Origin of the sequence: Seramator thermalis (genome assembly GCF_004138125.1) — a bacterium.
GTDB classification, from domain to species: Bacteria; Bacteroidota; Bacteroidia; order Bacteroidales; family Dysgonomonadaceae; genus Seramator; species Seramator thermalis.
Genome location: NZ_RXHS01000007.1, coordinates 14,507 through 32,570 on the forward strand (window position 1 = coordinate 14,507; position 18,064 = coordinate 32,570).

Consider the following 18,064-nt stretch of genomic DNA (forward strand, 5'->3'; position numbering starts at 1 on the left):
AAAAAAGTAATTTTTTATCAAACCATTAAATTTTTAAACCATTAAGGAGTTAAGGTTATTAAGGGAACAACGAATCAGACTTAACGGATTCTTAATTTCTTCATAAATGTTTACAAAAAAATAATTTGAAACACTCGAATTTGTGTCATTAAAAAATCAGAAAAAATAAAGGCAAATAGTCTTTCAACTCGACACGCAAAATGCTTAGAGCTTTGCTGATGTAGGCCTCGATGGTTTTTGGAGAAAGCGACATCTGTTGTGCAATTTCGTTGTAGGTCATTCCTTTGAAGCGATTCATTTCGAATGCTTCGCGAATGTTGGGCGGAAGTTTTTGAATTGCTTTTCCGATGATTTGCTCCAACTCATTGATGGTATAGATTTCTTCAGGCGATTGTTCCGATGTTTCCACTGTTGAGGGTGATCGGGTGGCAAAGCGGTCGATTACCGTACGCTTGCGCAAGATGTCGGTGCACTGGTTGCGCACGGCCGTTACGATAAAGTTGCGAAAGGACGATTCCAATTCGATTTTTTTCCGATTTTTCCAGATATTGAAAAACACTTCCTGCACAATGTCGCGGGCTGTTTCATTGTCGCCCACTATGTTGGAAGCATATACGCAAAGCGTCGGGAAAAATTCGAAAAAAAGCTCCTTGAAAGCTTCTTCACTATCCAGTAAAGCTGCTTTCGAGAAAAGTCGATCGTAACGTAAATCTTCCTTCATTTCAGTTTCAATCCGACTTCGGAATGACCGGTATTATCCGCCTGCCCATGTCTCTCGATCCAAATTGCGATAATTTATCGCTTCGGCAAGATGATGGGGCAACACTTTTTCGGAATTGTCCAAATCGGCAATGGTGCGCGAAACTTTCAGAATGCGGTCGTAGGCACGAGCCGAAAGGCTTAGGCGCTCCATGGCCGTTTTCAACAGCTTTAAACCTGCTTCGTCGGGCGAAGCATATTTTTGCAGCATTTTGCTGGTCATCTGTGCATTGCAGTAGATGCCGTCTATATCTTTAAAACGTTCTTCCTGAATTTTCCGAGCCATGATCACGCGTTCGCGTATGGTGGCACTATGTTCGGCCGGTGTCTTGTCCGATATTTTTTCGAACGGTACCGGAATGATTTCGATATGAATGTCGATGCGGTCGAGAAGTGGTCCCGAGATTTTGTTCAGGTATTTTTGTACGGCTCCGGGCGGACAAACGCAAGCTTTTTCGGGATGATTGTAGTATCCGCACGGACACGGGTTCATGGCCGAAACCAACATAAAACTTGCCGGATATTCTACCGAAAATTTTGCACGCGAAATGGTTATTCTTCTGTCTTCGAGTGGCTGGCGCATCACTTCGAGCACACTTCGGTTGAATTCGGGAAGCTCGTCGAGAAACAGGACTCCATTGTGTGCCAAACTTATTTCGCCAGGCTGAGGATATGTCCCCCCGCCTACAAGTGCTACATCGCTGATGGTGTGATGAGGCGATCGGAAAGGCCGTCGCGACATGAGGGCAGTGTTCCCCTCGAGTTTTCCTGCTACGCTGTGTATTTTGGTCGTTTCGAGTGCTTCAGCTATCGAAAAGGGAGGCAAGATGGATGGCATTCGTTTGGCCATCATCGATTTGCCGGCTCCCGGACTTCCAATCATCAAAATATTGTGACCTCCGGCAGCGGCAACTTCCAGTGCACGCTTCACATTTTCTTGGCCTTTGACGTCGGCAAAATCGAGTTCGAACGTTGACTGGTCTTTCAAAAATTCTTGATAAATATCAACCTGTGTGCGATCGAGTTTCAGTTCGTCGTTGAAAAAACCGGTTACCTGACGAATATTTTTCACACCGTAAATATCGAGGCCTTCCACCACGGCTGCTTCCTTTGCATTTTCTTCGGGCAGTATAAATCCTTCAAATCCTATTTCTTTTGCCATAATGGCAATAGGGAGAGCGCCTTTGATGGGTAATATGGTGCCGTCAAGCGAGAGTTCGCCCATCATTAGATATTTTTCGAGCCGATCGGGGCGGAGTGATTCCGAGGCAGCTAAAATACCTATCGCCAGAGGTAAATCGTAAGCCGATCCCTCCTTCCGAATGTCGGCAGGGGACATGTTTATTACAATTTGACGACGCGGAAAAGCAAATCCGTTTGCCTGCAATGCCGAAACAATGCGTTCGTGACTTTCTTTTACAGAGGCGTCGGGAAGCCCGACGAGCATAAATTTGATACCGGTCGAGCAGTTTACCTCGATGGTAATAGGGGTTGCGCTGATGCCATGTACAGCCGCACCAAATACTTTAACTATCATGTTTTAATTGTCCTGTATTATGAATCGGATTTGCCCTTTTTTGCAATTGTGGAGCTAATTTGCGATGCAGCAATGTTGCGAATTTGTATTTTGCCTCCCGGTGAGATCAGAATGTTGTAAGGGACAAACGGAATGTGATAAGAGCGCACAATATCCGATGCCCAGCTCCTTTTTTCGGCAACTGCAATCCAGGGCAATGAGTCGTTTCCGATGGTTGTGATGGGGTAAATGTCCGAATCGATGTAGATCGATAAAAACTGAACGGAATCTTTATTGACTTTTTCGAATTCTTTCTTCAATACTTGCACAGTTTCGCGCGATTCGCTACCGGTAGCCGAAAGAAATGACATGACCAAATATTTGGACGCGAAGTCGGTGGAACGAATGGTTTTATCGTTTATGTCGGTGAGTTGAAAATAGGGCATATAGGCTCCCTCAGCCGATTCCTTGAGTTCTTGAGTATAAATTTTGAGGTCGGAAACGGGTGGCCACTCAAGCGCTTTCCCTTTCAGATATCCGAGTACTCTTTCGAGCGACTGCGGATTTTCGGTATCTCTGAAAAACTCGTTGATCAGAATTGCACTGGCAATTTTTTCGGGATTTGCCTGAATGAATGTTTCGGCGCGTTGCATCAATTCGTGATTTAGGGAATTTATTTTTGCAACCTTTTCGTTCACGCTTAAAACATCGTTTTTCGGATCGTTTTCCGATCGGTAATTGTTGATGATTTCGAAGCGTTGCTTGATCAAAGCTTCGTTCTCTTTTTTAAATGTCGATAAATCCTCGTTTATTTCATTGCCTTTCACCACGATTAAATCCGATAGATTGGCATCTCCGTCAAGAGAAATCTTGTCATCTTTGTCGGCAAAAACTACTGTCGAACTTTGGTAATCGTTGAAATAGAGCGCAAAGGTGGAAAGTGTGTCGATTTTTGTTTCGTATTTGAAGCTTCCTTCGGGGCTTGTTTTTATTGTGTCTATCACTATGGAATCTGACGAAAAATGCGTAGCAATGATATAAGGAGTTTCCAAATTCGAAATTTCACCTTTGATGATCACTTTGTTCGAATTTTTTTTACACGAAACAAATGAGAATGTCACCAAGCACGTTAATAGATAAAGTCCTATTTTTCTTATATTTAAGAATGTCATTATAAGATAGTTTGAATAGATGTTTCGTTGCCTTTTTCAGACCTCTAAAATAGAAATTTATGGATATATTTTGCTACATCCACACAAAGATAATTTCATATTTCGAATATTCAGCTATTTTTGCATATTTTTATTCAAATTTTATTTTATCGTGTTTGTAAAGAACTTCTGCACGCATTGTTTTTTTGTTTAGATTTGTATCCAAGAATCGAAAAAATGCAATTTTCTGTAATTATACCTGTTTTTAATCGTCCCGACGAGGTGGATGAATTGTTGGACAGTTTGACGAAACAAACTTATCGGCAGTTCGAAGTGATTGTGGTAGAAGATGGTTCTACCCGAAAATGCGATGAAGTGGTGAATAAATACCGCGAAAAACTGTCTGTCGTTTATTTCGAAAAGCCCAATAGTGGTCCCGGACAATCGCGAAATGCCGGCGCCGAAAAAGCAAAGTACGAATATCTCGTTTTTTTCGATTCGGATTGCATCATTCCCGAAAATTATTTTCACGAGGTGAATCGATTCCTTTCCGATCACTACGTGGATGCTTACGGTGGCCCCGATCGTGCACTGCCTACATTTACAACGGTGCAAAAGGCAATAAATTATTCGATGACTTCTTTTTTTACGACCGGAGGTATTCGTGGGGGCAAAAAATCGATGGACAAATTTCATCCGCGCAGTTTTAATCTCGGAGTTTCTCGCAAAGCTTTCGACGCGATTGGCGGTTATGGCTCGATGCGTTTTGGCGAGGATATCGATTTCAGTTTGCGCCTCCTCGAACATGGCTTTAGTACCGCCCTCATACCTGAAGCTTTTGTGTATCACAAACGCCGTACCGATTTCAAAAAGTTTTATAAGCAAGTTTATAATTCGGGCATTGCACGCATTAATCTGTATTTGGCTCATCCTTCGTCGCTGAAACTTGTGCATTTGTTGCCTTCGTTTTTTGTAGTGGCGATGTGTTTTTTTGTCCTTAGCGCATTCATCTGCCCTTATGCGTTACTTATTCCACTGCTATATTGCTTGGCTGTTTTGGTCGATTCTTCGGCTCAAAACCGATCGATAAAAGTTGGTTTGTACAGTATTGCTGCCGCCTGGACTCAACTATTTGGTTATGGATTGGGCTTTTTATCGGCAGTTTGGAATCGGTTGATACTTAAGAAAGGGGAATTCGGCGCATTCGAAAAAAATTTTTACGAATAGCCGTTTTCGTTAATTTTCAACTTCTGCTTATCTGCATTCCGGTAGGTGACAGATTCATTTCCACAAAACGGGCTTTTTCGTTAGGACGATTTTCGACGAGAATTTGTTTGATCTTGGCTGCTGCTTCCGGGCTTTTCGCTACCATGTACAGATAGCCCCCGCCGCCGGCACCCGGAAGTTTGAGCCCGAGTGTATAATCTTTCACCAATGTGATGATTTTTTCGATCGAAGCGGGATTTGTCCCACAATCCAAACGTTTGTTTTGTTCCCAGGTTTTTGCCACATACCGGCCAAATTCCTCGAAATTATTTCGCTGTACGGCGTCAGCCAAATCTCGTGCATGTTGTTTCATTTCGGCCAACTGCGACAGCGTTTCCGATTTGTTGAGAAACATGCCGGCAACAATTTCCTGTAAAATGTTTTTCGCCGTGCGTGTAATTCCGGTGTAATAGAGCAGGTGACAGTCGCGGTAGAAGGGGGCATTGAACAAATAGTCCGGCAGCCAGCTTGTCACGGGTGTTTGATCGAATCCGTCGGTGGTACGAAGCAATTTTGCGCCACGCAAAATGCCTCCGTATTGGTCTTGCCAACCCCCGCCGGTAGTCAGCAGCTGTTCGAGTGCGAGCGTGTAATTGCAAATCTCATGTTCCGTTCGATTCAGTCCCAGAAAATCGGAAAGTACGCCAAGAACCGTTGCCGAAAGCACACTGCTTGTCCCCAATCCCGAACCGGCAGGAACAGCCGACAACAGGGTGATTTCGATGCCGCAGCCGAGTACCTGCAATTGCTCGCGCAGCGATGCAAAAGGTTGTGCCGAAAAATCGGGTGAAAAGCCGCATAAAACGAGCGCGGCTTTCGGAATGGAAAAAGGTGAACCTACGGTGTGAAACCGATGTAAAGCCTCGTAATCTTCCACTATTTCGGTTGCTCCCAAATCGATGGAGCGCAGGGTGATATTGAATTTTTTCGACGGTTTGGCGTAAACTTGAATGGGCGGTTGGGCGTTCAGTTCGATAGCCATATTGACCACGCTTCCTCCTTCCATCAGACAATAGGGCGGCGTATCGGTCCAGCCTCCGGCAAGGTCGATGCGTACAGGACTTCGTCCCCAAACAATCTGATCGGGATAGACGCTCATCGTGGGATTGACTTTTTCTGTTAAGACCGAATCGAGAATTCCTTTGCGAAGCAGCGAAAACGCTTGATCTCGATCGTTTTCGAACGTTTTTCCCGAGAGTTGAAGTACACGACTTCGGAACATTCGATTGTGAATTTGCGTCAGCAAATCGGTTTGCACGGGAATGGGCTCGGGGATGGGCAGTTTGTTGGCCGCAAAGGCTTGAGCTTCGGCTTCGAGATCGATCTGATAAAAAATGCTGTTGGCATAATTATTTGCCAATGCTACCCTGTTTTCGTTCAGCAAGGAAGCTCGCGAAGCCAATATTTTTTCGATGTCGGCTCTCGATGTGATTTCGTCGGCCGATAGTCTTTCGTGATTCAGCCAAATTTCTTTCCCTTTTCCGTCGCGCTTATTGCCGATCATCCATTGCAGCACCTCAATGATTTCGTCGGTAGTATCAACAAGTGGAAAGAGTTTTGAGAACTGAATATCGTCGATATTTTCCAACAAAACCTGCGCGATTTCTACTCCTCGATCGGCGAACCACGACAATGCAGATTTTCCCATCCATAGTGTGGTTGCCGAATCTGCGGCTCCGGTGAATTTGTCTTCGAAGCCATAGGGACGAACGGCGAACTGTTGCCCAACGGGTATGATATCGATGCAGATACCGGATGGTAAATTTATCTCCCAATCGTTTGCCGGAATCCCCGTAAGAATGTGTTTTTCGTGAAGAATCCAGTGACTGCCGAGATGGGCATTTTCAATCCAAATCTCCGAATTATTCGACGAAAACGAAAGTTCAACATGCGCATTCTGGACGAAAATGGCCGGATGCGGCTTTATTTTTTTGTGCAGGATGACCTTTTGATTGTTTGTTTGATTTTGTATGGAAAGCGTGGATGAAATCAATTCCTTTCCCGTTCCGAAATGATAGAATTCGGCATTGTCCAATGGCAAAATCGAAACGGTTAATTTGTTAATTTCTTCGTCGATGATGGTCGGATGTTTACCCATCGCCGGACCGAATTGCGAATACAGATCATAAAAACCGATTTCATCGCTTTTGCCCTTCCAACCCGACTTTTTCATCAAAATTTCCACTGCCTTGTCGCTCAGCATCCACAAACCGATATCCATCATAAAATAATGCGATTGCGATAGGCTTTGCAGCGTAGCCGCATCGGGTTTTTGAAGCATGAAATCGAGTTCCGATGAAGATGTCTGGTCAAAAAAGAATACGCCATGCCTGCCGGCAATATCACTGTCCACCCACACGCCGCAACAAACGATGTCGGCATCCGGGATGCGAGGGATTTTGCTTGTATTGTGAATATAAACATCGCCGCTGGCGACAAGTGTGTGAAAAGACAAGGGCGCAGCTTCCATCATTTTTTCGTAGAGAGGCAGCTGCAGTGAAAGGAGGGTCTGGTCGAGTTTTTGTCCACGCGCCCATCGGAAAATCGGAACGGGCAGAAAAATCTTCCCGATAGGAGCATAAGCCGGCAACCGCCTGCTCTGACCTCCTGCATGAATCAAAATTCTTTTTTCGGAGCTTAACCAATCTCCAAATTTCAACGCGCTGTTTTCGCTTTCTCTGCAGGTATCGAGCAACCATGCCGTTCCTCCCCCTGATCCCAATTTTTTGTCTTGAGGATCGGATGTGAAAAAATAATCATTCCAAGTAGGATTATTGTCTTTTCGAAGGTATTCGGCCAGGTTAGGTGGCAGAGAAAGGAGTTTTTTCATCTTGTTCAGTCTTTTATCCCGTACGCCAAATCGCCGGCATCACCCAGCCCCGGCACAATGTAGGCATGTTCGTTGAGTTCGGGGTCAATAGCTGCAGTCCAAATGGTTGTTTTTTCTTCGGGAAAATTGTTCTTGCAATATTCGATTGCTTGTTTGCTGGCTATAATAGTTGCAAGATGAATTTTGTCCGGGTTCCCTTTTGTAAGTAAAGCCTTATATGTCAACTCCATACTGCTGCCCGTAGCGAGCATGGGATCGGTGAGGATCAGCGTCTTTCCCTCGATGCGGGGTGAGGCGATGTATTCGATGAAGATGTTGAACGATTCGTAGCTTTCTTTATACTTGCGGTATGCCGAAACAAAGGCATTTTCGGCCCCATCGAAATAATTCAGAAATCCGTGATGAAACGGCAATCCCGCTCTCAAAATCGTGCCGATTACGATGTTTTCGCAAGGAAGATTGATTTCGCTTATTCCGAGCGGAGTTTGGATTTTTTTTGCTTCATAAGTCAATGTTTTGCTTATTTCGTATGCCATTACTTCACCGATGCGTTCGATGTTTCTTCTGAATCGGAGACGATCGTTTTGAATATCTATATCCCTGATTTCTCGCACAAAAGAGTTAAGGAGAGAGTTGTTTTCCGAAAAATTTATAATTCTCATCAGTAGGAGGTTGTTAGCGTTATTTATTTTTTTTCGGAAAACAAAGGTAATCGTTTTGTCTTGATCTATAAACATTTTGAACGTTATTTTGTTTTATTTTCATCGGTGTGAAGAAATTTATTACGGAAATTTTTCTTTAATCTTTTCTTTTTCTGTGTAAATGATTATCTTTGTCTCGTTGTTTTTAGGCTCACATCTGAAGATTTCATCACTAAATATTTTATCAAATCATTTCAACAACTAAACAAATGGCAAATTTAGATTTAAGCAAGTATGGGATTAAGGGCGATTTCGAGATTGTCCACAATCCATCTTATGAGACTCTTTTTCAGGATGAAATGAATCCTGCAAACGAAGGCTTTGAAAGAGCTAAGTTAACAAAAACAGGTGCTACGGCTGTTTATACCGGAAAATTTACCGGACGTTCACCCAAAGACAAATTTTTTGTAAAAGATGCCGTTACCGAAAACACGTTGTGGTGGGACGGTACGATCAATCGCCCTTGCACCAAGGAGGCATTCGATTATTGCAAAGGTCGTGTTGTTGAACAACTTTCGAAAGCCAAAAAACTGTATGTAGTCGATACATTTTGCGGAACAAATGAGGATACCCGGATGAAAGTTCGCTTCATCATGGAAGTGGCATGGCAGGCACATTTCGTTACCAACATGTTTATTCGTCCTTCTCACTACGAGCTTGCCCATTATGGCGAACCTGATTTCGTTTGCCTCAATGGTTCGAAAACCACCAACGACAAATGGCAGGAACACGGATTGAATTCCGAAAATTTCACACTTTTCGATTTGACCGAAAGAATGCAGGTTATCGGAGGCACATGGTATGGCGGCGAAATGAAGAAAGGCATTTTCTCGTTGATGAACTACTACCTTCCTTTGAAAGGCATTGCTTCGATGCACTGCTCTGCCAATGTGGGCAAGGATGGTGACGTTGCTATTTTCTTCGGACTTTCCGGAACAGGCAAAACCACTCTTTCGGCTGACCCGAAACGTTATCTGATTGGGGACGACGAACATGGATGGGATGATCACGGTATTTTCAATTACGAAGGCGGTTGCTACGCAAAAGTTATTAACTTGAGCGAAGAAAACGAACCGGATATTTGGAGAGCTATTCGTCGCGATTCGCTGCTCGAAAACGTTACGGTTGACGACGAAGGCAACATCGATTTTGCCGATAGTTCGACAACTGAAAACACACGAGTTTCATACCCGATTTATTTTATCAACAAAATCGTTCTTCCGTCACGTGCAGGACATGCCAACAAGGTAATTTATCTGTCGGCCGATGCATTTGGAGTTTTGCCCCCGGTTTCCATCTTGGATGACAAACAGGCTCAATATCACTTCCTTTGCGGATTTACTTCGAAACTTGCCGGAACCGAACGCGGTATTACCGAACCTGTTCCTTCCTTCTCGCCTGCATTCGGCGAAGCTTTCCTTACACTTCACCCGACTATCTATGCACAGCGTTTGGTTGAAAAAATGCAAGCTCACGGTGCAAAAGCTTATTTGGTGAATACGGGTTGGAATGGCACCGGAAAACGTATTTCCATTAAAGATACGCGTGCCATCATCGATGCCATCATTGACGGTTCAATTGAAGAAGCCGAAAAAGTTCATATTCCTATCATGAACCTGACAGCTCCCAAAAAATTAAACAATGTTTCGGAAGGTATTCTCGATCCTCGCGATACGTATGCCGACAAATCGGAATGGGAAGCTAAAGCCAGGAAATTGGCTGCCATGTATATCGAAAACTTCAAACAATATTGCGATAACGATGCTGCTAAAGCATTGATTCCTTCAGGACCGCAATTGTAATTTGAAATATTTCGGTTTCAATAAAAATAAATCCCGCACTTCGACTTGAAGGCGGGATTTTCTTCATAATAGTATAACAGGTTTTTTCATAATAATCGTATCGCAAATTTTTTCAAAAAGAGGATGAAATGTCGGTTGCAACTTCACCGTGCTGAGTAATATCCAAGCCACGTTCTTCCTGCAATTCGGTTACGCGCATCGGCAGAATTAAATTTGTGAGTTTGTAAAGCAGGTAACTGCCTCCAAAAGTGAAGACGCCAACCACGATCAAAGCCACAAGATGATAGAGAAAGATTGTTGGATCGCCGTAAATTAATCCGACATCTTTTGCAAATACTCCGGTGAGTAGCATTCCAACCATTCCTCCAATACCATGACATGGGAAAACATCGAGCGTGTCGTCGATGCTGCTGCGTGATTTTAATCTGACGGCAAAATAGCTAACCAATGCGCCGGCAAATCCTATGAAAATACTTTGACCCACATTGACAAAGCCTGCCGCCGGAGTGATGGCTACAAGTCCGACTACGGCACCTACAGCAGCTCCCGTTGCCGAACGTTTTTTCCCGCGTGCTCCGTCGGTGAGCATCCAGGTGAGCATGGCTGTTGCCGATGCCAGATTAGTATTGATGAATGCTGTTACTGCCACTTCATTGGCTGCTAAAGCCGACCCGCCATTAAATCCAAACCAGCCGAACCAAAGTAATCCGGTGCCTAACAAAATGTATGGGACGTTTGTGGGATTGCTTTCCTCGCCGTCTTTGCGCCTGCCCAGAAATATTGCGCCGCTCAAAGCGGCGAAACCGGCAGAAATATGTACAACCGTTCCCCCTGCAAAATCTAAAACTCCCCATTTGTGCAGAAAGCCTTCGGGATGCCATGTCCAATGTGCCAGCGGAGCATAGATAAAGAGTGAAAATAGAACGATGAACAGCATTAATGATGAAAAGCGAATTCTTTCGGCCAATCCTCCCGTGATGAGAGCCGGTGTGATAATCGCAAATTTGAGCTGGAACACGGCAAATAGCGCAAAGGGAATGGTCGCTGCAAAATCGGGATTGGGCGCAGTTCCCACGTTTTTAAACATAAAAAACGTAAGCGGATTTCCAATGAATCCCCCGATGCTGTCGCCAAAAGCAAGACTGAATCCTACCACAATCCATATCACGCTGATGATACCCAGCGTAATAAAACTTTGGAGTAGGGTGGATACGAGGTTTTTGTATCTGACCATCCCTCCGTAAAAAAATGCCAGACCGGGCGTCATGAGCAATACCAGCGCCGATGCCATCAACATCCATGCGGTATCAGCGCCATTGATGGCGGCGTCGGCAACATGGGGTGTTGTATCATCTACCGGAATCAACGCTATGACTGCTATTACCGATAAAAAGATAAAGGGCGTTAGATATCTCCTCTTTGAGTTCTTTTCGTTCATTTTGTAATTATTTTAGAGCAATGATTGTCATAAAGAAATTAATTCACTGCAAATGTATAAAAAATATTACAATAAAAACATTATACAATACAAAAAGATTTTATATCAATATATATAATTTCAAAATGATTTTTCCGATAAATAAAAAAATCGCTCTGCCTACGTTCGGGCGATTCTCTCAAAATAGATTACAATATGGTTTCGGATGAGAAGATGCAGTCTTGATCTTTTTTGGCATCAAGGCAAAAAAACATGTGGGGTTTGGGGCAACGCCCTAAGAGTCAATGGATAATGGATAATGCACAATGTATAATTTACCGATTGAAGGATTTATCGATTTGATAATTCATTGAAATTCTTATTTCTCTATTTCCCATTTCTCTATTTCTTGTTAATTCTCAATTATCCATTAGTTCATAACTCTTCCCCGCCTTCGGCGGTACCCCTCTTATCTTAAGAGGGGAATAGTTTTGGGATCACGTTTACCGTAGCTGTCCCCTTAAGATAAGGGGACAAGTGCTGCCGCCAGGCAGCACAGGGGTTATGATATTCTGAGGACGAAGCCAACTTTGCGTCTTTGCATCTTCGTGGCAAATAAAAGTACTGCCTTCTAGGCAGGTTTCTGGCGACGATTCATGCCGCAGAATAAATTCTGCGGTTATGGAAATCCGGCTTTTCAAGCCCAAAAAGTTTTCAATGCACGAACTCATCGTTGCCTGAAAGGCAAAAACATTCATAACCGCAGGTCGGCGACCTGCGGACAAAGCTGCAACAAACATACGCTGCCTGAAAGGCAGAACTCTTGCCGCGTTGTACAAATGAATATCCACACCGGCAAAAAGAACAAACAAAAGGAAAATTCGTAATTTAAAATTCTCCCTTCCGACTTCTTCACTTCTTTCCTAAATTCTCAATTATCCATTATACATTCTTTTTGGCATCAAGGCAAAAAAGAATGTGGTGTTTGGGGCAACGCCCCAAAGAGTCAATGAACGCCATGAGTTGTGCAAAAAAAGCTGATACCTCTTAAGATAATGGTTTCGCTTTTTCCCATACAAAGTCATATAGAACCGAAAATTCTCAAAAAATAATTGCTTTATTCGTCTAATATTTTCAGCTCCACTTTTCTGAATTCGCACGGATGACCTTCACTTTGCAGGGAAATCGTTCCCTTGCTCAACATTATTCCGCCGTTGAGTTTCACAAGTTTCGAAAAAGTCGCATCGCGATCGTCCAATTGAGGCTGTTGGTAGGTAATTACGGTGTCGCCGTTCATGATGTGCTTAATGATGCCGTTGCCATGAACTTCAACCTCAGCCGTTACCCATTGATCACCAAACACGGGTTTCGACGATGAGTTGGTGCAATGATCAAGTATCAATTGGTTGTTCATCACGATATTCGTACCGGGTGTGCAGACATTCATATTTGTGCGTTCAACCAGCGAATCGCTTCCCAAAAGTTGCACCTCGATGGAAGTTGGGAATTCCTGATTCTTTTCCATCGATTGAGGTGTCTGTCCATGAATCATGATGCCACTGTTTCGGTAAGCCCATTCGGGAGCACCCGGACATTGATCGCCGGTCAAACGATACTCAACACGGAGAATGTAATGCGAAAATTCATCCTTATAAAAAATGTGCCCAAACCGATTGCGAAGCGAATCATAAGCATCATATCTTACTTTCAGAATGCCATCTTCCACACGAAACGTGTTCCCGAAATTATCTCCTGCATCGTATCCGCAGATTTTTACGGTCCAACCCGACAAATCTTTCCCGTTGAAGAGTTGAATCCATTCGCCGTCGGTGTTCGATTGATTTTTGTTTTGCGAGCATGAAAATAAAATCACTGCCGAAAAAAATAACGAAATAAAAAGAAATGTGTGTTTCATCTGTTTATTTTTTTTTGAATGAGTTGAGGTATTCTGCAAAAATACATACAATTTTTAATTGTTCTACTGGTTACAAGGTTTAATGATGTGAGAAATATGACTTTTTGCACAACAGACCCTTCATCTCCAAATTTACGCGAGAACGATAAAAATGTTTTTTGTTTAGCCGTTTTTGTGTAGCTCATTTGTTGAAATTGACTATTTTTGTATCAGATCAACCTTGTTTATTTAAAATTTCCACAAAATGAGAAAGACACTTTTTCTTACATTGATTTTATGGACAACACTTTTCATTGCCAATGCCCAATCGGCTTGCGACACAACGTTTGTCCGCGTGAAAACTGCTAACGGAACCATTGAAGGTTTTGAATTAATGGGCATTCGATTTTTTCGCGGTGTTCCTTATGCACAACCTCCCGTAGGGGACTTGCGCTGGAAGGAACCTCAACCCCTTCAATCTTGGAGCGGTGTGAAAAAAACTATCCAATTTGGACCGAGAGCCATGCAGCTGCCTGTTTTCAGCGATATGCGTTTCAGATCGAACGGCATGAGCGAAGATTGTCTGTATCTGAATATTTGGACACCGGCTAAAAATGAAGGCGAACGCTATCCCGTACTGGTGTATTTCTACGGTGGCGGATTCATTGCGGGCGACGGTTCGGAATACCGTTATGATGGCGAAAGCATGGCTCGCAAAGGAATCGTAACCGTAACGGTGAATTATCGATTAGGAATATTCGGATTTTTTAATCATCCCGAACTGACGAAAGAATCGGCGCACAAAGCATCGGGCAATTATGGGCTGCTCGATCAGAGTGCGGCTCTGCGATGGGTGAAGGAAAATATTGAACAGTTTGGTGGCGATCCCTCGCGGATTACCATTGCCGGAGAGTCGGCAGGATCTTATTCGGTGAGTGCACAGATGGCAACGCCCTTGTCGCGCGATATGCTGGCAGGTGCGATTTGCGAAAGTGGTTCGCTTTTGGGCTTTCGTCAAATGCCGACGTTGAATGAAGCTGAGTCGCGAGGTGTTGAGTTTGCCCGGAAAATTGGTAAAAAAAATCTGAAGGAACTGCGTTCGCTTTCGAGTGATGAATTGCTTCAAATTTCGGGAAGGCGCGACTTGCCATCGTTTGGCGTGGTGGTGGACGGCTATTTTTTGCCCGAAAACCCGATCGCTATTTTCGAAAAAGGGGAGCAGGCTCATGTGCCCCTTTTGGTGGGTTGGAATTCGATGGAAGGTCATTACAGTGCCGTTTTGGGGAAAGCGGAGCCTACGATTGCCAATTTCGAAAAAGCCATTCGAGAAAAATATCCCGATTTTGCCGACGGGCTGCTTCGAGTCTATCGTCCTGCATCGGACAAGGAAGTGCCCATAGTGGCTTCGGAATTTGCGGGAGATATGTTTATTTCTTTTGGAACATGGAATTTGTCGGATATGCATGCTTCAACGGTTGCTAAACCCGTTTATCGCTATTATTTCACTCATCCGCGACCGGGATATAAGGGGCAGCCCCAAAACGTCGATCCATTGTATCGGGGTGCATCGCATTCGGCCGAAATCGAGTATGTGTTGGGAAATTTGCCGGTGAATGATGTGTACGACTTTCAATCGGAAGATTACTTGGTTTCGTCGCTGGCACAAACATTTTTTGCGAATTTTATTCTTACGGGAAATCCCAATGGAGCCGGCGTTCCCGATTGGAATCCGGTCAGAGCGGGGAAACCGGCCGAGGTCATGATTCTCGATACGAAAAGTTGTCTGCAAACAGAACAACACCGCGATCGGTATCTTTATTTGCGAAGCATTCAAAACAGCTTTAATCCATAAAAAAATCGGAGTTGAAAAAACTCCGATCGGAGTAGCCCGGCCGGGAATCGAACGTAGGAATAAAAATGCCGATATACAATACATTAAGTGATTGAGAAAAGCATATTCCGCGATTAATCCCATAATTTATTTGCACTATTTCGCAATAGATTTCATCGTGTAGAATACTGGTGCGAAGTTAAATACTTTATTCTTACATTACTACTGTTGCGTTAATAGGTGAAACGTTTCAACAAAACAAAGATAATTGGTCTTTGATATTTTGATCGATTCGATTAGGGGTATGTTCAGTCAGCAGCTGGCGTATGGGAGTCTTATCAAAAGCCGGGATTCGTAAAATTTGCATGATTTCATAAATCGATAGCGGGCTCTTTATCAAGTGTTTGATATAAGCAACAATCCGATAGGAACAAATTGCCGTCCACAAATGTATTTTGACGGCATTTGAGGAATGTCCCCAAAGTTTTTTGACTATTAGATTTTGCTCTATCCATTTGAAAAACACTTCGATTTGCCAACGGTTTTGTACAAATATGCCACTTCGAGGGCAGATACATCAAAATTATTAGTCAAAAACAGAAGTAATTCGTCGTTTTCGCTGTCGTAAAACTCAACCGGACGAAGCTTTTCCGGATAAAGGCGTTTCGACTTCGGAACAGTAAGTTCTATGGTCTTGTCGGTTCTCAGTCCCGTCGTTTGGTCAATATCGAAGCTTTGCTCAACAATGCTATATCGCAAGGTTGATTTTGTCCGCGTAACGAAAAATTCACCTGCACTGTTTATTCGAAACAATGCCTCGAAATCGATATAAGCCTTGTCCATCAGATACATGGCGTTTGCATAACACAGAAGTGGCATTTATAACTCGAATTCGGCAAATTCTTTACACGGCATCCGACATTAACCGGCTGTTGGAAGAAAATGACTATCCGGCTTTTGACGAATAAAAGTGGCGGAACCCGGGGAAGAACTGTTTGCATCTCATCCTATCATTTCGATAACATGTTCCGGCAATAAAATATTCTCCGCCGATTTCTTACTGCTTTTCAGAAACAATACAGGAACAATTTTCTTATTTTTCGCGAAGGGAAGTTTTGCACTTTTTTCGGTCAGAATTTTAATTAAGCGCTCTGTATTCTCATTTTCCGACCATTTGCATTCGCCCACCAATAAGTTCTTTCCATCCATAGATTCGGCTACAATATCCAGTTCCATTTGTTCATCACGCGATATATTTCCCCACCAGCGCGACGCCAATCCATAACGTTCTCCCATAAATATCTGTCCGCTAATAGCTTTACGACACAAGTTTTCCCAATGCCAAGCCACATAGCCGTGAAAACGTGTCAAAATTTCTTCCATCACGGCATCGGTGCGTCCTAACTCTATCAGAGAACGGTTTGGAACAATGAAACGAAAATAAAAATCTATAAACGGGTCGGCAATTTTATAAAGTCCCTTTTTACTGTTTTTAGGGTTGTCACCAAACGGAATCTCTCGTTCAATGTAACCCAATGTTATCAGTTTATCCAATGGTCCTGAAAGGCTTGTGACGGGTTTATTCGCCCTTGTTGCAATTTCGGAAATCCGGTTTGCTCCGTTTCCGATAAGTGACAGCAAGGTGGATGCTTGAACAATATTACGCATATCGTCAATAAACAGCCGGTAAGGTTCTTCGTATAAAGTTCCTTGTGCATTTAACAAATTAAAATTAATGGCTTCTTTTAACGAATTGCTTTGCAGACGTATTTCCCAATAACGTGGCACACCGCCCCACACGGCATATTCTTCGACGGCTTCGACGGGCGTACAATTTAATTGTTCACGAAGATATTTAATATTCATCGGCGAAATCTTCAATACCTGACTAGCGCGTCCATATAGCGGCGAGCTGCTGTCGAGTACTAATCCCTGCATCAATTGCTGCGAGGAGCCACAAATAATCAGATTATACTTGAGCGTTTTGGCATCAATCATTTTTTGGAGTAGTGATGGCAGTTCGGGCGAACTTTTTGCCAAATACGGAAACTCGTCTAAACATAAGGTGAAATGTTCTGTTACGCGAAAATTAAGCGCTTGGAACAATGTTTCCCAATCGGGATAAATTACACGGTCGAAGCCTTCAAAGCGTAATCCGATTTCTTTGGCCAGCAATTCAATTTGATGGGGGCGTTCCGTTTGGTCGGCCATATAATATACGTCGTCAGGAGAAATCACTTTCTTTATTAAAGTTGATTTTCCTATGCGACGACGACCATACACTACAATAAATGATGGAGATGCACTTTTTAAGGTTGTAGTGAGCCGTTTTTGTTCTTCTATTCGGTTTACGAATTTCATGCGATTTTTTTTTGAACGTTATGACTATACAAATATTATGTTTTACAAAAATAATGTTTCTAATACATAGTTCAAAACATTTCTGACAAAAAATAAAATTCTAATATTTTCGGTAGATAAGGTGTCACCTTAGTGCACGTTATCATCGACAGACACACTTAAAACTTCAAGTAAGGTTTTGGTTTCTTTATCGACTCGTAAAAGTGATTAGGATTAATTCGGCGGTAGTGGTTTTGCCGGCTGTTTCCAATTCACGATAAATTGGATAAACTTGCGAAAATAGCCACGATTTGCACCCGTACAATATGCTTAAAATGGCTATTTTTTGCCTTTTCCTTAAAAACAAAATCCACCAATAACCTCAGATTATCAGTGGATTGCTTTATTCTTCTCCTATTATCGGAGTAGCCCGGCCGGGAATCGAACCCGGATCAAAAGTTTAGGAAACTTCTATTCTATCCATTGAACTACCGCGCCTTGTGGGCGACAAAATTACGAACTTTTTCCCTTATTGTCAAAAGTTTTTGTAGTGGCAT

General features: G+C 43.2%; 13 protein-coding genes and 1 tRNA gene. 4 read left to right on the forward strand and 10 right to left on the reverse strand.

Going from position 1 to position 18,064, the window contains the following annotated elements; genetic code table 11:
• Window positions 1-148: 148 nt before the first annotated feature.
• The 3 genes from EJN84_RS06415 to EJN84_RS06425 are packed head-to-tail and all read right to left on the reverse strand — an operon-like array spanning window position 149 to window position 3,354.
• Window positions 149-721, reverse strand: a complete 573-nt coding sequence (locus tag EJN84_RS06415) for an RNA polymerase sigma-70 factor (protein ID WP_129594648.1) — start codon at window positions 719-721, stop codon at window positions 149-151.
• 33 nt (window positions 722-754) lie between these two features.
• Complete coding sequence (locus tag EJN84_RS06420) at window positions 755-2,296, reverse strand: YifB family Mg chelatase-like AAA ATPase (RefSeq protein ID WP_129594649.1); 1,542 nt, start codon at window positions 2,294-2,296, stop codon at window positions 755-757.
• Between the two features lie 17 nt (window positions 2,297-2,313).
• Window positions 2,314-3,354, reverse strand: coding sequence for a DUF4369 domain-containing protein (locus EJN84_RS06425; RefSeq protein ID WP_165004123.1), 1,041 nt, complete (start codon window positions 3,352-3,354; stop codon window positions 2,314-2,316).
• Between the two features lie 309 nt (window positions 3,355-3,663).
• Here EJN84_RS06425 and EJN84_RS06430 point away from each other — a divergent pair, with 309 nt between their 5' ends.
• The gene (locus EJN84_RS06430; protein WP_129594651.1) at window positions 3,664-4,653 is read left to right on the forward strand and encodes a glycosyltransferase; all 990 of its coding nucleotides are present in this window, start codon (window positions 3,664-3,666) and stop codon (window positions 4,651-4,653) included.
• Between the two features lie 16 nt (window positions 4,654-4,669).
• On the opposite strand, the gene EJN84_RS06435 is transcribed toward EJN84_RS06430, so the two are convergent.
• Window positions 4,670-7,522: a bifunctional fucokinase/fucose-1-phosphate guanylyltransferase gene (locus EJN84_RS06435; RefSeq protein ID WP_129594652.1), complete on the reverse strand. Its 2,853-nt coding sequence runs from the start codon at window positions 7,520-7,522 to the stop codon at window positions 4,670-4,672.
• Window positions 7,523-7,527: 5 nt separating this feature from the next.
• Window positions 7,528-8,184 (reverse strand): uracil phosphoribosyltransferase, encoded by a 657-nt coding sequence (gene upp, locus EJN84_RS06440; protein WP_129594653.1) that lies wholly within the window; start codon window positions 8,182-8,184, stop codon window positions 7,528-7,530.
• Between the two features lie 248 nt (window positions 8,185-8,432).
• On the opposite strand from upp, the gene pckA reads away from it, so the two are divergent.
• On the forward strand, window positions 8,433-10,025 hold the full coding sequence (gene pckA, locus EJN84_RS06445) for a phosphoenolpyruvate carboxykinase (ATP) (protein WP_101487812.1): 1,593 nt from the start codon (window positions 8,433-8,435) through the stop codon (window positions 10,023-10,025).
• Window positions 10,026-10,137: 112 nt separating this feature from the next.
• On the opposite strand, the gene EJN84_RS06450 is transcribed toward pckA, so the two are convergent.
• Window positions 10,138-11,463 (reverse strand): ammonium transporter, encoded by a 1,326-nt coding sequence (locus EJN84_RS06450; RefSeq protein ID WP_129594654.1) that lies wholly within the window; start codon window positions 11,461-11,463, stop codon window positions 10,138-10,140.
• Between the two features lie 635 nt (window positions 11,464-12,098).
• Between EJN84_RS06450 and EJN84_RS12235 the strand changes: the two genes are divergently transcribed.
• Complete coding sequence (locus tag EJN84_RS12235) at window positions 12,099-12,329, forward strand: hypothetical protein (RefSeq protein ID WP_129756379.1); 231 nt, start codon at window positions 12,099-12,101, stop codon at window positions 12,327-12,329.
• A 230-nt stretch (window positions 12,330-12,559) separates the two neighbouring features.
• Here the strand turns inward: EJN84_RS12235 and EJN84_RS06455 are convergent, their stop codons facing one another.
• Entirely contained in the window at window positions 12,560-13,357 is a 798-nt protein-coding gene (locus EJN84_RS06455) for a 3-keto-disaccharide hydrolase (RefSeq protein WP_129594655.1), read from the reverse strand.
• Window positions 13,358-13,601: 244 nt separating this feature from the next.
• Between EJN84_RS06455 and EJN84_RS06460 the strand changes: the two genes are divergently transcribed.
• Complete coding sequence (locus tag EJN84_RS06460) at window positions 13,602-15,188, forward strand: carboxylesterase/lipase family protein (RefSeq protein ID WP_129594656.1); 1,587 nt, start codon at window positions 13,602-13,604, stop codon at window positions 15,186-15,188.
• A gap of 486 nt (window positions 15,189-15,674) precedes the next feature.
• Here EJN84_RS06460 and EJN84_RS06465 read toward each other — a convergent pair whose 3' ends face one another.
• The 3 genes from EJN84_RS06465 to EJN84_RS06475 all read right to left on the reverse strand — a co-directional run bounded on the left by EJN84_RS06465 (window position 15,675) and on the right by EJN84_RS06475 (window position 18,005).
• Window positions 15,675-16,046, reverse strand: coding sequence for a hypothetical protein (locus EJN84_RS06465; RefSeq protein WP_129594657.1), 372 nt, complete (start codon window positions 16,044-16,046; stop codon window positions 15,675-15,677).
• 123 nt (window positions 16,047-16,169) lie between these two features.
• The gene (locus EJN84_RS06470) at window positions 16,170-17,528 is read right to left on the reverse strand and encodes an ATP-binding protein (RefSeq protein WP_129594658.1); all 1,359 of its coding nucleotides are present in this window, start codon (window positions 17,526-17,528) and stop codon (window positions 16,170-16,172) included.
• A gap of 405 nt (window positions 17,529-17,933) precedes the next feature.
• Window positions 17,934-18,005, reverse strand: a tRNA-Arg gene (locus EJN84_RS06475).
• Window positions 18,006-18,064 lie beyond the last annotated feature (59 nt).

What these genes read in the sequence shown, in the direction of transcription:
- EJN84_RS06415 (WP_129594648.1), bottom strand. Translation starts at nt 721, where the DNA reads ATGAAGGAAGATTTACGTTACGATCGACTTTTCTCGAAAGCAGCTTTA.
- EJN84_RS06420 (WP_129594649.1), bottom strand. Translation starts at nt 2,296, where the DNA reads ATGATAGTTAAAGTATTTGGTGCGGCTGTACATGGCATCAGCGCAACC.
- EJN84_RS06430 (WP_129594651.1), top strand. Translation starts at nt 3,664, where the DNA reads ATGCAATTTTCTGTAATTATACCTGTTTTTAATCGTCCCGACGAGGTG.
- EJN84_RS06435 (WP_129594652.1), bottom strand. Translation starts at nt 7,522, where the DNA reads ATGAAAAAACTCCTTTCTCTGCCACCTAACCTGGCCGAATACCTTCGA.
- upp (WP_129594653.1), bottom strand. Translation starts at nt 8,184, where the DNA reads ATGAGAATTATAAATTTTTCGGAAAACAACTCTCTCCTTAACTCTTTT.
- pckA (WP_101487812.1), top strand. Translation starts at nt 8,433, where the DNA reads ATGGCAAATTTAGATTTAAGCAAGTATGGGATTAAGGGCGATTTCGAG.
- EJN84_RS06450 (WP_129594654.1), bottom strand. Translation starts at nt 11,463, where the DNA reads ATGAACGAAAAGAACTCAAAGAGGAGATATCTAACGCCCTTTATCTTT.
- EJN84_RS12235 (WP_129756379.1), top strand. Translation starts at nt 12,099, where the DNA reads ATGCCGCAGAATAAATTCTGCGGTTATGGAAATCCGGCTTTTCAAGCC.
- EJN84_RS06455 (WP_129594655.1), bottom strand. Translation starts at nt 13,357, where the DNA reads ATGAAACACACATTTCTTTTTATTTCGTTATTTTTTTCGGCAGTGATT.
- EJN84_RS06460 (WP_129594656.1), top strand. Translation starts at nt 13,602, where the DNA reads ATGAGAAAGACACTTTTTCTTACATTGATTTTATGGACAACACTTTTC.
- EJN84_RS06465 (WP_129594657.1), bottom strand. Translation starts at nt 16,046, where the DNA reads ATGCCACTTCTGTGTTATGCAAACGCCATGTATCTGATGGACAAGGCT.
- EJN84_RS06470 (WP_129594658.1), bottom strand. Translation starts at nt 17,528, where the DNA reads ATGAAATTCGTAAACCGAATAGAAGAACAAAAACGGCTCACTACAACC.